A 13185-nucleotide genomic window follows, 5' to 3' on the forward strand; every position below is an offset into this window, starting at 1 on the left:
GTGCGGCCGCACCGTGCCGTCCGCCCCGCGCCGCCCGGCGTGGATGTCAGCGACTCGCGAAGCGATCCGGCGACACGACGGCCGGGTCCACCTCGCATTCGCGCAATGTCGCGTCCAGGGGCTGCTTCAGCAGCAGATTCGCCGCCAGCACGGAGGCGCCCGGCGCTGACTGAATGCCGTAGCCGCCTTGGCCTGCCAGCCAGAAGAACCCTTCCACGCGCCCATCCCAGCCCACCACGAACTCGCCGTCGTCCACGAATGAGCGCAGGCCCGCCCAGGTGTGCGTAGGCCGGCGGATGGTCAGGTGGGTGGCGGTCTCGATGCGATCGATTCCCAGCGCCACGTCGAACTCTTCCGCCACGACGTCGTGCGCATCGACGGGGTCGGCATTGGCCGGCGAGCCGAGCAGTTGGCCGGCATCGGGCTTGAAGTAGAAGCTTTCATCGATGCCCACGACAGCAGGCCAGCGTGCCAGATCTGCTGCGTCGACCGAGTCGGGCGCCTTGAAGGTGAACGCGCTTCGGCGCTTGGGCGTCAGCCCCACCGGCGCCACGCCGAATAAGGCCGCGATGTGGTCGGCCCAGGCGCCCGCCGCATTGACAATATGGCGGGCGCGAACGGCCTGCCCGTTGGACAGCTGCACTTGCCACACGCCATCGTGGCGTTCGGCGTGGGTCACGCGGGCATTGAAGGCGAATTCCGCGCCGCCGGCCCGGGCGCCTTTCTGGAAGCCCTGCAGCACGGCGTGCGCATCGACGTCCATGGCGTCGGGTTCGGAAATGGCGCCCAGCAGGCCCTCGGCACGGATGCACGGCATGCGCGCCAGCACGTCGGCGGCAGCCAGCGTCTGGATGCTGGCGCCCGTGGCAGACAATGCAGCGGCGGTTTCGGCCAGCAGATCCTGCTGTCCGTCGCGGGCAATGTACAGAACTCCGCGATCGGCCAACAGAGGGTGTTCGCAGAACCCCTGGGGTGGATGTTCGTAGAAGGCGCGGCTGGCCCGCGTGAGCGCGCGTATGGTGGCGGTGCCATAGGTTTCCATGAACATGGCCGCGCTGCGGCCGGTGGCATGGTAGCCCGCCTGGCTTTCCATGTCGGCCACCATCACGGAGCCATGGCCGCTCAGGCGAAACGCCAGCGAGGTGCCGGCAATGCCTGCACCGATGATCAGATAGTCATGTAAGGGGTTTGCGGACATTGTTTGCGTCCTCCGGTTGGTGTGGCAATGCGGAGCGTGGGGTCGCGCCGATTGCCTGTATCATCTTCGCGTCATCATTGCTGGAGTCGCCATGGCGCCATCTCGAACCAGGAAGGCAACGCCCCAGGTCGACCCGACCCAATTGCTGGCCTACCGGGTGCTGACCCTCAGCCAGTTGCTGAACCGCGGCATCGAAGTCATTCTGGATACGCATCTGGGCCTTTCAGTGAGGCAATGGCGTGTTCTGCTGTGCGTGGCCACGGGCGGACCGCAGTCGGTACAGGATATCGCCGACTTCTGCCGTTACGATAAAAGCCAGGTCAGCCGCGCGGTTTCCGAACTGCTGGAAAAGCAGCTGGTGGCCACCGCGGCCAGCCCCACCGACGGCCGCCGAGTGCTGGTCGACCTGACTGCCGCCGGCCGCAAAAAATATCAGCAAGGCATGCCGCTCAGCCTCGAGCGGCAGCAGCGCCTGGCCAGCTGCCTCAGCACGCGCGAACTCGACACCTTTGACAAAGCCATGCAGACCCTCATCAATCAAGCCGAAGCGCTGCTCCAGGAAGCGCACGACGAGCGCGCCCGGGCGCGCTGACCCGTGCCCGGGCGGCCGGCCTACCAGCCGCCGGCGTGGCCGTCCTTGCGGTGGTCGGACGCGCCCACATAGCCGTCCGCCAGCCGTGCAATAGCCTGGGCGCCGCCGAATTCATCAGAGAAGCGGGGCGCGACCTCGATCTTATGGCCCCTGGCGCGCAGCTCGGTCACGGCCGTTTCCGGGAAGTTCCATTCCACCAGCACGGTGACGTTGTCTTCCAGTATGCGCCAGCGCGGAGCGTCGACGACCGCCTGCGGATTCTGGCCATGCGCGATGCGGGCGGCAACCTGCATGTGACCCTGGGCCTGCAACGATCCGCCCATGACACCGAAGCTCATCAAGGGCTTGCCGTCGCGCATCAGGAAACCCGGAATGATGGTGTGGAAGGGCCGCTTGCGCGGGCCCACCTGGTTGGGGTGGCCGGGCAGCAGGTTGAATCCCCAGCCCCGATTGTGCAGGGCGATACCTGTGTCCGGTACGACAACGCCCGACCCGAAGCCCTTGAAGTTCGACTGTATGAACGACACCATCATTCCACCTGCATCCGCCGTGGTCAGATAGGTGGTGCCCCCTTTCAACGGCAGGCCCGGGCCCGGGTACTGCGCCTGCGCGGGGTCGATCTGCCGCGCACGCGCAGCCAGGTAGGCAGGGTTCAACAGCGCTTGCGCGTCGACCTCGTTCATATGCCGAGGGTCGGCCACATAGCGATGCATATCGGCCAGGGCCAGCTTCATCGCTTCGATCTGCGCGTGGAAGTATTCAGCGGAATCCACCGGCAGGGAAGGGGCGCCGATGGCGTCGAGCATGCCCAGGGCCATCAGCGCACCGATGCCTTGCCCGTTGGGACCGATCTCGTGCAGTGCGATGTCTTGATATTGCTGCGAGATGGGCTCAACCCATTCGACTTCGTGCGCTTCCAGGTCGGCGCGGGTCAGGGCCCCGCCCGTTGCCCGGGCGTAGGCCGCGATGCGGTCTGCCAGCGCGCCCCGATAGAACGATTCGCCGCCGGTACGCGCGATGTCTTCAAGCGTGTCGGCCTGGCCGGGGCAGATGAAGCGTTGGCCGGGGGCGGGCGCATGGCCGCCGGGCGCAAATGCCTCGACGAAACCCGGAATGTGCTTGATATCCGCGATCTGCGTTTCCCATTGTCTGCTGACGATGGGCGTCACGATGTAGCCGTCGCGCGCGTAGCGGATGGCCGCCTGGAACAGGTCGGCAAACGGCAGCTTGCCGAAACGGCGGGACAGCGCCACCCAGCCCGAGACCGCGCCCGGCACGGTCACCGAGTCCCACCCGCGCGAGGGCATGGCTTCGTACTTGGCGAAGTATTCGGGGGTCCAGGCTTCGGGCGAATGGCCCGAGGCATTCAGCCCATGCAGTTGCTGGCCGTCCCACACGATGGCGAAGACGTCGCCGCCGATGCCGTTCATGCAAGGAGCAACGACCGTCAAGGCGATGCCGGCGGCGATGGCGGCGTCAACCGCGTTGCCCCCCGCTGCCATCGCCTGCAACGCCGCCTGGGTGGCCAGCGGTTGTTCGGTGCAGGCAATGTTCTCGGCCAGCACCGGCATCCGCTGCGAGGTATAAGGGAAAGCCCATTGCGAGCCGTTGAATGAAGGCATCATCAGTTCCTGGATGGATGTTCGGCGGCCTAGTTCGAGGTGCCCACCAGTTTCGTGGCCAGTTGCGGCCACAGGGCGAATTCCTTGGCGAGCACCGGACGCAGGGCGTCGGGGGCGGTGAACCGGGCGACGATGCCGCTGTTTTCCAGCGTGGCGATCACGCCGGCATCGCCGACCGCCTTGCGTACGGCCTCGGTGAGCACCTTCAGGTTTTCGGGCGGCGTGCCGGCCGGCGCCAGCAATACGAACGCGTTGTCGGCCTTCAGGTCGTAGCCCAGTTCGGCCATGGTGGGCACGTCAGGCAGCTGGGGCACGCGGTTGCTGGCCGCCGTGGCGAGCGCCACCAGCTTGTTTGCGCGCACATGGGGCAACACCGACGATACGCTGTCGAACATCATGCTGGTTTCGCCCGTGATCAGGCCGGGAATCGCTTCCGAGCTTCCTTTGTACGGCACATGCGTGGCAGTGACGCCAGCGCCAGAAAGGAATACCGCCGACTCGATGTGCGACAGCGAGCCTGAGCCCTGCGAGGCGTAGTTGTAGTGTTCCGGGCGGCTTTTCAGCAGGGCGATGAGTTCCTGCACATTCTTCACGCCCAGCGCGGCCGGCACCACCAGCATGTGAGGCGCGTCGGCAATGCCGGCGACGATCGAGAAGTCGCGCTCGACGTCCGGAAGGTCTTTATAGGTGACGCTGGCGATGGCCACCCCGGCAACGGGAACCAGGCCGATCGTGTACCCGTCGGGCGCCGCATTGGCCAGGTTTCTGTAGCCGATGGTGGTGGCTGCGCCGGGCTTGTTCTCGACCACCACCTGCTGGTCGAGCGTCTGGGCCATATGCCGGGCAATAGCACGCGCAGACGTGTCGCCCGCGCCGCCGGGGGGGGCCGGCACAATGAGGCGCACTGGCTTTGCAGGAAAGCTGACCTGCGCCAGCGCGGGCGCCATGCTGGCCGACAAGCTCAGGCCCAGCACGCATTGAAAGAGTGTTCGCACAATAGGGGTGCCGGTCTGGCTCGTCATCGATTTGCTCCCGGGCGCATGGGTCACGGCGGCCGCTGATCTTGCGGCGCTTCTAGTATGGCCTCGCGCTGCCGATCATATCGGGCTAGTAGTTGCTACGTCAACTAGATGGATGCGCATCGGGCATGGGACGGGGCGGCTCCTCAGGTGTTGCGGCACACCATCGCCACGATGGTTTCTTGCAGTTCGTGCCGGGCCTGCGCGGCGCTGATCGCCCCCGTAGCGGCCGCATACGACAGCGATTCGGCCGCGCCCAGCAGCGCCCATAAGCCGGCGCTGGCGATCTTGCCCGATGGTGCGTGCGGGGCCAGCGCTTCGCGGCAGGTCTGCATGAACGCGATTTCGTATTCGCGCTTGATTTTGTCCAGTTCCGGCGAACCCGCCAGGGCGGCGATGACGCCCGGTATTTCGCGACCCTGGCTCAGCACGCATTGCACATAGGCCGACGCGATGACGGCCGCCCGGCTGCGCAGGGTGTCATCACTGTTGCGCAAAGCCTCGGTCATCAGCGCGGTCTGGTTGGCGTCGTACTCGCGGTACAACGCGGCCAGCAACCCGCCACGGCTGCCGAAGTGGTCATAGACGACCGGCTTCGTTACGCCGGCTTCTTCGGCCAGGCGGCCCAGGGCCAGCGCTTCGGTGCCTTCTTCGCGCACCAGCCGCCACGCGGTGTCCAGCAATTGTCGATGGCGGTCGGCGCGGGAAAGGCGCTGGCGGGGTGGCGACGGATCAACGGGTGCGTTGGATGTGCTTGACATGGCTATGTACTGAAGGTAACTTACTAATAGTAAGTTACTAGGAGTAGGTTGTTCGACTATACAAGCCGCAACGACTTGCCTGCAACCCGCATCCGAGGATTCCATGCACACTCTTATCGTTGTTTCCCACCCCGATTCCCAATCACTGAGCCACGCCGTGGCGGCCCGCGTGGGCCAGGGCATTACAGAAGCCCGCCCTGGCCATACCGTGGAGCTGGCCGACCTGCACGCCGAAGGGTTCGACCCGCGTTTCAGCGCCGGCGACCTGGCCGTGCACCGCCGCAGGAGCCCGCCACCGCCCGATGTGGCCGCCGAGCAGGCCCGTCTCGACCGGGCCGACGCGCTGGTACTGGTGTACCCGGTGTACTGGTGGTCGATGCCTGGCCTGATGAAGGGCTGGATCGACCGCGTATTTTCCAACGGCTGGGCATTCGACTTCAGCCTGGATTCCCAGCTGGAGAAAAAACTGGGGCGCCTGCGGGTATACCTGGTGGGTGTCGGGGGCGCCGACGCGGCTCTTTACGCCCGCCACGGCTATGACCAGGCCATGCGTACCCAGATTGACCACGGCATTTTTGATTACTGCGGCGCAACGGTATGCGCCTCCGAGCTGTTGCTGGATTCGGAGACAGCCGACCCCGGATCGACGCTGCAGGCCGCGCAGCGTATCGGGCAGCGCGTGGCCGAAGCGCCGGCAACGATGCCGGCCTGACGCGCTCAGCCTGCCCCGTATGCCCGCCACGCCACCAGGGCGCCTGCCCCCGCCAGGGCGGCGCTGAACCTCCGCGCCCAGTGGAGGCCCCCGGGGGCCTGGCGTTCGATGGCAATCGCGATCGTCAACGCCGCCATGATTCGCGCGTCTGTCATGCCCAGCGCCATCAGTGCCAAGGTGAACCCCGCGCAGCTGCGCAGGCAATGCTGGCCCAGATGCCATCCCTGGCTCCAGGCCGCGGCCAGGGGCAGGTCCACGCCGGGTACGGCGGCTGGCGTGCGGCAGTGCGCCAGGTGCCGCGCTTTCCAGCCGGAGCCCTGCACGGCTGCCGCCACCGTCAAGGCTGCCCCTCGCGCGGCGGCGTCGAGATGGGCTGCGCGCGGTGCAGCCGCCAGACCGGCCCAAAGCCACGTCCCCAGGTACACGGCGATGCCGGGCAGCAACCAGGCGGCCAGATAACCAGCCGCCAGGCCCATTGCAAGGCAGCCGGGTGCGCGGTGGCCATGCGCATGCGCAGCCTGGCGGTAACGGTGCAGCGCCGGCCCGACCGAGGGCAGCATCATGGCCGTCATCATGATCTGCCACATGGCGATGAAAGCGGCGAAGGCGTCGAGGCGGGGCGGCGGCCATACGACGCGGCCGCCCGCGCACAGGGACAGCTCGTGCAACGCCGGCACGTACGCAGAGTTCGCGGTGCACGCGACGGCCGCGCCGAAGGCCAGGGCGAGCAAGCCGGCGAACCCGGCCGATCCGCGCCGCGCGGGCACCTTGCCGCTTCCCGGTCGCGCGGCGGCAGCGGCATGAACCGTTTTACCGCGTGCCGTATTCATCATGCCGGCGCCACCAGATGCCGGTTTCGTTGCGCCCCTTGGGCGCGCGGTCCAGCCACTGGTACATGCCCCACAGCCCGTCCAGGCCGCGTGCGTAGGCCGAATAGGTGTGATACGCCGCGTCACCGTCACGGACGAAGGCGCTGATGCCTGGGCGTTCACGCTGGAACGTTGCGACGTCGGTACCGCACATGGCGGCGATGTTTCCTTCGGCCTGCCACGCCTCGCTTTGCTCGGCGGCCAGGTCATCGAACTTCGGCTCGCGGCGGAAGTTGTATTCGATTTCGCCGGCAAGCTGCTGCGCTTCGCTGAACCAGATGTTGAAATCCGCGTTGAACTCGCTGGGCGCCGATGAAGCCCACGGAAATGACCAGCCCATGCGTCGGCGGTACGCCAGCAACTTGTGCAGCGGTGCGCGCGACACGGCCATCAGCGTGACGTCGTGATGGGCAAGGTGGGTGTACACGCCATTGAACCCGTCGGCAATTGATGAGCAGGAGGGGCAGCCGGCCTGGTAGTCCGGGCCGAACATGAAGTGGTAAATCAGCAGCTGGGAGCGGCCCTGGAACAGGTCGGCCAGCGCGGCGCGCCCGGATTCTGTATCGAACAAGTAGGGCTTGTCGACGCGTACCCACGGCAGTTGCTGACGTCGGCGCGCCAGCTCGTCGCTGCGGCGCGTCAGGGCTTTTTCGTCGTCCAGCAGCGCCCGGCGTGCAGCCAGCCAGGTTTCTCGGGTGCCCGTGGTGTGAGCGGTCATGGGTGGCTCCTTGGAGGATGATGGGGCGCGGCTCGCCAGCATGGTCTGGTTGAACCGCTGGCCTATAGGTTAGGATCGCCGCAGCCCCCCGAGAGAGTGACAAACGTGGCGTGATTAGCATGGACTCTTCAATCGTCGCCGCCGCACGCGCGCTGGCCAAAGGTGACGCGCTGGGAGCGCTGAATCGCGTGGCCTTGCGCGACGACGCGCCGGCCTTGGCATTGCGCGGCACCGCGATGGCGCAACTGGGCGACCTGGCGCGGGCGCGGCGGCTGATGCGCGAAGCGGCACGCGCGTTCGGTTCGCATGCGTCGCTGGCGCGCGCCCGATGTGTGGTGGCCGAAGCGGAAATCGCGCTGGCCATGCGCGACCTGGCATGGCCCTCGCAACCGCTGGCGGCCGCCCGCGCCGTGTTGCTGCGCGAAGGGGACACGGTCAACGCCGCGCACGCGCACTATATCGACGCGCGCCGGCTGCTGCTGATGGGCCGGCTTGAGCAGGCCGAAGCCGTGCTGGCAGCGCAGGACCACCGCTCGCTGCCGGCCGCGCTGCGGGCGGTGCACGCACTGGTCACGGCCGGTCTTGCCATGCGGCGCATGCAGGCGCAGGCCGCGCACGCCGCCCTGGAGGCGGCGCGGCAGATTGCCGGCCAGGCGCGTATCGGCGTGTTGCTCGCCGAAATAGACAACGCCCGCCGCACGCTCGAGACCCCGGCGGCGCGGCTCAGCCTGGGGGGCCTGCAGCGGCTGGCCACGCTGGCCGATGTTGATTCCATGGCGCGGTCGGACAGCCTGTTGATCGACGCGTGCCGTCATAGGGTGCTGCGCTCGAGCCAGTCCGTCGAGCTGGCGCGACGCCCGGTGTTGTTCAGGCTTGCGCGTGCGTTGGGCGATGCCTGGCCGGCCGATGTGCCGCGCGAAGCCCTGATCGCCGCCGTGTTCCGTACCCGGCATGCCGACGAAACCCACCGCGCGCGATGCCGTGTCGAGATCGGGCGCCTGCGCCGCGCGCTGCGAGATCTCGCCGATATTGTGGCCACGCCGCGCGGCTACCTGCTGGTGCCGCCCACGGGCACGGTGGCAATACTGGACTGGCCCGAGCAGACCCCGCATGCGCCGGTGCTCGCCTTGCTGGCCGATGGCGAATCGTGGTCCAGTTCGGCGCTCGCCTTGGCGCTGGGCGCCAGCCAGCGCACGGTGCAGCGGGCGCTGGATGCGCTGGCGGAAACCGGCCGCGTGCGGCCGATAGGACAAGGGCGAGCGCGGCGCTGGCTGGCGGTGGGCATTCCTGAATTCGCGACAGGCTTGTTACTTCCCGTCGTGGCGCTCAGCCCCTAGCATGCAGGTGTGGCTTTTCTTCGCAATCCGACCGACGAGGTGCCTGCATGAGCGACAACGCTGAAATCATCGAAGAACATGGACCTTTCCCGGGGGTGGCACACATCAACGGCGTCACTTATGACGGCCGGCAAGTCTGGGTGGCCACGGGCGATCGCCTGCAGGCTATCGACCCTGACAGCGGCGCGCCGGGGCGCAGCATCGCCATCGAGTGTCCGTCCGGCACGGCTTTCGACGGCACGGCCATTTTCCAGATCGCGGGCCCGGTCATCCGCAAGATCGACCCCGCGACAGGCCGAGTGCTGGCCACCATCCCGACGCCTGAGGGCGACGGCCATTCCGGGCTGGCGTGGGCGGAAGGAATGCTGTGGGTCGCGCACTTCAAGCATCGCAAGATCTACCAGGTGCATCCGGATACGGGCAAAGTGCTCAACACGCTGGAATCCGACCGCTACGTCACCGGTGTGACCTGGGTGGAAGGCGCGCTCTGGCACGCCACCTGGGAAGACGATGCCAGCGAGCTGAGGCGTGTCGACGCGGGCAGCGGTAAGGTGCTGGCGAGCCTGGCCATGCCGGCCGGCGTGCTGGTCTCGGGGCTGGAATACGATGGCGCGGGCCGGCTGTTCTGCGGAGGCGCCGAAAGCGGCAAGTTGCGGGTCGTTCGCCGTCCGGACGTCTGAGCGTCAACGCCCCGCGCGCGCGCCGCGGGTGGGTTTCTTGCCGCGCGCGGCGGGCTTCACGGCCAGCCCACCGTTGTTGCTGAGCTGATCGACCCACGACAACGCAGCGAGGTACGCCAGAAACTGGTGCAGATAGCCGGGTGACTGCGCACGCATCAGCGACAACGCTCGGTGCACCAGATGGTTGGAGTTCAGGGGGCCTGCGTTTTCGTGTACCTGCTCTTGCGATTGCCGCAGCTGGAGATCGGTGCTCAGCCGTGCCCAGGTAGCCTGGAAGTAGTCCAGTTGATCCAGTTCGGGATACGGGTGTCGCATGCGCGTCCGGGCCTGCGCGGCGGCGTCGTCCTCGGTCAGCGCCGGGTGCGCGGCCAGGTAATCCAGTAGTCCGGACAGGCTAGCGGTCGTGGCGGCCGGCGATCCGGCGGCCGGCGATCCGGCGGCTGGCAAACCGGCGGCTGGCGCCCCGGCACTCGGGGCAAGCCCGGCTTCGTCGGCGGTTGCCGCCATGCCGGCCTCGGGCCATTCGCGTTCGAGTTCGTCGATGAGCTCGTTCAACTTGGCGTCGACCAGCGCCCGCGCGGCGCCGTCAAGGCGCTGGGCGCGTTGCGCCAGGGCCTCCACGCGGCGATAGCGGGCCGAGTCGGCTTGCGCGATGCCGCGTTCGCGCCACCGGTCCAGCGCGGCCTGAATGGCATCGGGGCGCGCGTCACTCACTCGCTTGCATCCTTTGCTGTGCGATGCGGGGAATCGGGCTGATCTCGACGCGGCGGTTGTTGGCGCGCCCGGCCGGATCGTCATTCGGCGCCACGGGCTGCTGCTCGCCGAACGCGGCGGCGAACACCGAATCCGGCGAGACGCCCTGCTCGATGAGTGCGCGCGTCACAGTCAGGGCGCGTTGCGCGGAAAGCTCCCAATTGTCGGCAAAACGGCGGTTCGTGCCGTGTACGGGCTGGTTGTCGGTGAAACCGCTGACCATCAGCACTTCATCGCGTGACTGCAAGTAGTCGGTCAGTGGTCCGACCAGGCTCTTGAGCACTTCCAGGCCCTCGGGCTGCAACTGGTCGGAGTTCAGGGCGAACAGGACGCTGCCGCTGATGCCGATGCGGCCGTCCACCAGCGTGACCCGGCCCGCGGCCAGCGGCCCGGCCAGCGCCTGCTCCAGTTCGACGCGGCGCTGCGTTTCTTCCTGGCGTTGCTTGACCTCGGCCTCAAGCCTGGACGTCAGTTCAAGCTGCACGCCGATGACGCCGACCAGCACCAGTACGAAAGCGCCCAGCAGTACCGACATCAGGTCGCCGAAAACCGCCCAGGCTGGCGCGGTGGGCTCGACCCCGGCGTCAATGTCGTCTCTCATGCCGTTTCGCCGTTGGCTGGCGCCTGCTGCGTGGCGAGCTGCTGCAGATCATGAAGAATCTGTTTCTGCGACAGCACGCTCAGGTCGACGACTTCGCGCGCCTGGGCCACGTAGTACGCCAGTTGCTCGTCGCTGCGCGTCATTGATTTGTCGAGGGCGGCTTCGATGCGGTGCAGGTGCTCGGTGAGTTGGTTGCTGGACTCGCCGAACGCCTGCACCGCGGCGGCCAGGGCCTCGCCCAGACTGGAGACATCGGCGGCACTGCCGGTCACCTGGGCCGCGATAGAGCCCAGCTTGTCAGTCTCGGCCTCGACCTTGGCCGTGAACTGGGCGCCGACGCGATCGAGCAGCCCGGCTGACGTGGCGATGAGTTCGTCGACCGCGTTGCGCTGTTGCGAAGAAGCATGGTTGACCGCGTCGAGCAGCGTGCCCAGGGTTTCCATCAGCCGGCCGCGCTCGTCCAGCATGGCGTTGTCGCGGGCCATGCTGTCGGTGAGTTTCTGCCGCAATTCGGCGATGACCTCGGCTGCGGCCTTCGGCGCTTCTGCGGCGGTCTGCACCAGCTGCGCCACTTCGGCGATGGTGTCCCGTGCGTGAGCCTCGTTCTGCGTCGCCATTTCTTGCGCCGTGCGGGCCAGCGTGTCGCAGATCTGCTGCTGGCGCTCGGCCGCAAAGCTGCTGGCCTGTTCCCATTGCTGGCGCAGTGCCGCGGCGATGTCATCCAGCGTGCGGTTCCAGCCCGCAATGGCCTGCGCGGCGGCCTGGGGCGCTTCCGCCGCAGCCTGAACCAGCCTGGCCACTTCCGCAATGGTGTCGTGTGCCTGCGCCTGCGTCTGCGCAGAGAGTTCCTGCGCGGTGCGCGCCAGCGTGTCGCACGCTTGCTGTTGCTGGCGGGCGGCCTGCTCGCTGGCCTGCGTCCACTGTTGCCGCAGCGCGTCTGAAACGTCGCCCAGCGAGGCTTGCCAGGCCTGCAGGCGCTGCGCGTCGTGAGCCGCCAGCTCAGCCTGCAGTTCGAGGTGAGATTGGTTCAGGGCCTGCACCAGAGCCGCGGACTGTTCGCGCAGGCCAGCCGTTGCGTCGGCCAGGGCGCGCTGGTGCTGCTCGGCCAGTTCTCCACCCGTCGCCGCCTGCTGGGCCAGCGCGCTGCTCCATGCTGCCGACATGCTCCCGGCGGTGGCGTCCAGGCGCTGGGCAACGCTCTCGAGCAGTCCGGCCGAGCGCTGCTCGAAGGTATCGTTGAAACGCCGCAACGACGAATCCAACCCCTGCGCCAGAGCCTGGCCTGCCTGCCGGTGTTCGGCCAGCGCATCGGTCCAGAGCTGGGCAACGGCCCCCGTCGTGCTTTCGAATCGCCCCGCGACATCTTCCATCTGCTGGCGCACGATATGTGCCAGCGTGTCCTGCCAGGCCGAGGTTTCGCGCGCCAGCCCGGCCAGCGTCGCTTCGACGGCGGGCCGTATGGCATCGCCCGCGGCGGCGGCACTGTCGACCACGCTTTGCTTCAGGGCCTGCTCCATGGCGCTGGCCAGCCGGGTATAGGCCGCATCGGCCTTGCCATGAAAAGCGTCCTGGCTCGCTGCCAGGCGTTCATTGAGCAGTTGGCTCTGCTGTTCCAGCGTGGCCATCATGGCCTGCAGCCTATCGACCAGGAGCGGCATGGTGTCGGCCTGGCGCTGCAGCAGCTGGAGCGTGTGTTCGCGGTGATGGGATGGCGAGTATTCACGCAGTGCCGTGGAGCTGGCGGCGTCGAGCTGCTGCACGGCCCGCAGGCGTTCGCGGCGCGCCAGGGCGGCAAGCAGGCCCAGCGCGGCGGACGTGGCTACGCCGGCGACCGACGTGCCGAAGGCAAAACCCAGCCCGTGCACGGGGGCCGCCAGCGAAGAACGGATGGCGTGCAGATCGATGGCGCTTTCCAGGGCAGCGCCGGTGCCGCGCAGCGTGGCCACCATGCCCAGGAACGTGCCCAGCATGCCCAGCAGGACGAGCATGCCCACCAGGTAGGGCGCCAGCGCAGGCCCGGGGAAGGCGGCGCGCTCGCCCTCGACCCGCAGCCGCGTTGTGTTGCGCAAGCCGGCCGGTACGTGCTCGAGCCACGCCGGCAGGCTGGGCGGCGCTTCGGCCAGCCGCGCCGTGGCGCGCGCCAGGCCCGCAGTGCCTTGCTGGTAGCGCTGCAGTTCGAGCACGCCCGCCAGATAGACAGCAATGATCAGGGCGGTGATGGCCAGGGCCAGGGTATTCGAGCCTATGTAGCCGGCTCCGACCCACCCCGCGACGGCGAGGCCCGCGAGAAAAACGATAAATGGAACGAAATAACGTGTCATGG

At 67.7% G+C, this 13185-nt stretch carries 13 protein-coding genes; 4 read left to right on the top strand and 9 right to left on the bottom strand.

The annotated features are described in order from the left end of the window. Positions 1-46: 46 nt before the first annotated feature. On the bottom strand, positions 47-1198 hold the full coding sequence (locus ACV17W_RS18300) for an NAD(P)/FAD-dependent oxidoreductase (protein ID WP_462593780.1): 1152 nt from the start codon (positions 1196-1198) through the stop codon (positions 47-49). A 91-nt stretch (positions 1199-1289) separates the two neighbouring features. Between ACV17W_RS18300 and ACV17W_RS18305 the strand changes: the two genes are divergently transcribed. Beyond that, positions 1290-1790 carry a MarR family winged helix-turn-helix transcriptional regulator gene (locus ACV17W_RS18305; protein WP_462593781.1) on the top strand — a complete coding sequence of 167 codons (501 nt, stop codon included), beginning with the start codon at positions 1290-1292 and terminating at the stop codon, positions 1788-1790. 20 nt (positions 1791-1810) lie between these two features. Here ACV17W_RS18305 and ACV17W_RS18310 read toward each other — a convergent pair whose 3' ends face one another. The 3 genes from ACV17W_RS18310 to ACV17W_RS18320 form a co-directional block, all read right to left on the bottom strand. Then, positions 1811-3412, bottom strand: a complete 1602-nt coding sequence (locus tag ACV17W_RS18310) for a gamma-glutamyltransferase family protein (RefSeq protein ID WP_462596583.1) — start codon at positions 3410-3412, stop codon at positions 1811-1813. Between the two features lie 29 nt (positions 3413-3441). Further along, positions 3442-4434: a Bug family tripartite tricarboxylate transporter substrate binding protein gene (locus ACV17W_RS18315; protein ID WP_462593782.1), complete on the bottom strand. Its 993-nt coding sequence runs from the start codon at positions 4432-4434 to the stop codon at positions 3442-3444. A gap of 143 nt (positions 4435-4577) precedes the next feature. Further along, positions 4578-5192: a TetR/AcrR family transcriptional regulator gene (locus tag ACV17W_RS18320; protein ID WP_462593783.1), complete on the bottom strand. Its 615-nt coding sequence runs from the start codon at positions 5190-5192 to the stop codon at positions 4578-4580. A 103-nt stretch (positions 5193-5295) separates the two neighbouring features. Here ACV17W_RS18320 and ACV17W_RS18325 point away from each other — a divergent pair, with 103 nt between their 5' ends. Further along, positions 5296-5904 carry an NAD(P)H-dependent oxidoreductase gene (locus ACV17W_RS18325; protein WP_462593784.1) on the top strand — a complete coding sequence of 203 codons (609 nt, stop codon included), beginning with the start codon at positions 5296-5298 and terminating at the stop codon, positions 5902-5904. 5 nt (positions 5905-5909) lie between these two features. Here the strand turns inward: ACV17W_RS18325 and ACV17W_RS18330 are convergent, their stop codons facing one another. Further along, positions 5910-6737 (bottom strand): copper chaperone, encoded by an 828-nt coding sequence (locus ACV17W_RS18330; RefSeq protein ID WP_462593785.1) that lies wholly within the window; start codon positions 6735-6737, stop codon positions 5910-5912. Then, a complete protein-coding gene (locus tag ACV17W_RS18335) occupies positions 6715-7491 on the bottom strand; it encodes a DUF899 domain-containing protein (protein ID WP_462593786.1) in 777 nt (258 codons plus the stop codon). Before ACV17W_RS18335 ends, ACV17W_RS18330 begins: the two co-directional genes overlap by 23 nt. Positions 7492-7610: 119 nt before the next feature. Here ACV17W_RS18335 and ACV17W_RS18340 point away from each other — a divergent pair, with 119 nt between their 5' ends. Continuing rightward, the gene (locus ACV17W_RS18340) at positions 7611-8828 is read left to right on the top strand and encodes a helix-turn-helix domain-containing protein (protein ID WP_462593787.1); all 1218 of its coding nucleotides are present in this window, start codon (positions 7611-7613) and stop codon (positions 8826-8828) included. A gap of 47 nt (positions 8829-8875) precedes the next feature. Then, the gene (locus tag ACV17W_RS18345) at positions 8876-9508 is read left to right on the top strand and encodes an NHL repeat-containing protein (RefSeq protein ID WP_462593788.1); all 633 of its coding nucleotides are present in this window, start codon (positions 8876-8878) and stop codon (positions 9506-9508) included. 3 nt (positions 9509-9511) lie between these two features. Here the strand turns inward: ACV17W_RS18345 and ACV17W_RS18350 are convergent, their stop codons facing one another. Genes ACV17W_RS18350 through ACV17W_RS18360 form a run of 3 tightly spaced genes read right to left on the bottom strand, consistent with a single transcriptional unit; the run spans position 9512 to position 13183 of the window. Beyond that, positions 9512-10222 (bottom strand): DUF2894 domain-containing protein, encoded by a 711-nt coding sequence (locus ACV17W_RS18350; RefSeq protein ID WP_462593789.1) that lies wholly within the window; start codon positions 10220-10222, stop codon positions 9512-9514. Then, a complete protein-coding gene (locus ACV17W_RS18355; protein WP_462593790.1) occupies positions 10215-10862 on the bottom strand; it encodes an OmpA family protein in 648 nt (215 codons plus the stop codon). Before ACV17W_RS18355 ends, ACV17W_RS18350 begins: the two co-directional genes overlap by 8 nt. Beyond that, entirely contained in the window at positions 10859-13183 is a 2325-nt protein-coding gene (locus ACV17W_RS18360; RefSeq protein ID WP_462593791.1) for a DUF802 domain-containing protein, read from the bottom strand. The genes ACV17W_RS18355 and ACV17W_RS18360 overlap by 4 nt, the downstream gene beginning before the upstream one ends. Between the last annotated feature and the right edge of the window lie 2 nt (positions 13184-13185).

It is taken from the genome of Bordetella sp. MIP270_01_BMS, assembly GCF_054958705.1.

What these genes read in the sequence shown, in the direction of transcription:
- ACV17W_RS18300 (WP_462593780.1), bottom strand. Translation starts at nt 1,198, where the DNA reads ATGTCCGCAAACCCCTTACATGACTATCTGATCATCGGTGCAGGCATT.
- ACV17W_RS18305 (WP_462593781.1), top strand. Translation starts at nt 1,290, where the DNA reads ATGGCGCCATCTCGAACCAGGAAGGCAACGCCCCAGGTCGACCCGACC.
- ACV17W_RS18310 (WP_462596583.1), bottom strand. Translation starts at nt 3,412, where the DNA reads ATGCCTTCATTCAACGGCTCGCAATGGGCTTTCCCTTATACCTCGCAG.
- ACV17W_RS18315 (WP_462593782.1), bottom strand. Translation starts at nt 4,434, where the DNA reads ATGACGAGCCAGACCGGCACCCCTATTGTGCGAACACTCTTTCAATGC.
- ACV17W_RS18320 (WP_462593783.1), bottom strand. Translation starts at nt 5,192, where the DNA reads ATGTCAAGCACATCCAACGCACCCGTTGATCCGTCGCCACCCCGCCAG.
- ACV17W_RS18325 (WP_462593784.1), top strand. Translation starts at nt 5,296, where the DNA reads ATGCACACTCTTATCGTTGTTTCCCACCCCGATTCCCAATCACTGAGC.
- ACV17W_RS18330 (WP_462593785.1), bottom strand. Translation starts at nt 6,737, where the DNA reads ATGATGAATACGGCACGCGGTAAAACGGTTCATGCCGCTGCCGCCGCG.
- ACV17W_RS18335 (WP_462593786.1), bottom strand. Translation starts at nt 7,491, where the DNA reads ATGACCGCTCACACCACGGGCACCCGAGAAACCTGGCTGGCTGCACGC.
- ACV17W_RS18340 (WP_462593787.1), top strand. Translation starts at nt 7,611, where the DNA reads ATGGACTCTTCAATCGTCGCCGCCGCACGCGCGCTGGCCAAAGGTGAC.
- ACV17W_RS18345 (WP_462593788.1), top strand. Translation starts at nt 8,876, where the DNA reads ATGAGCGACAACGCTGAAATCATCGAAGAACATGGACCTTTCCCGGGG.
- ACV17W_RS18355 (WP_462593790.1), bottom strand. Translation starts at nt 10,862, where the DNA reads ATGAGAGACGACATTGACGCCGGGGTCGAGCCCACCGCGCCAGCCTGG.
- ACV17W_RS18360 (WP_462593791.1), bottom strand. Translation starts at nt 13,183, where the DNA reads ATGACACGTTATTTCGTTCCATTTATCGTTTTTCTCGCGGGCCTCGCC.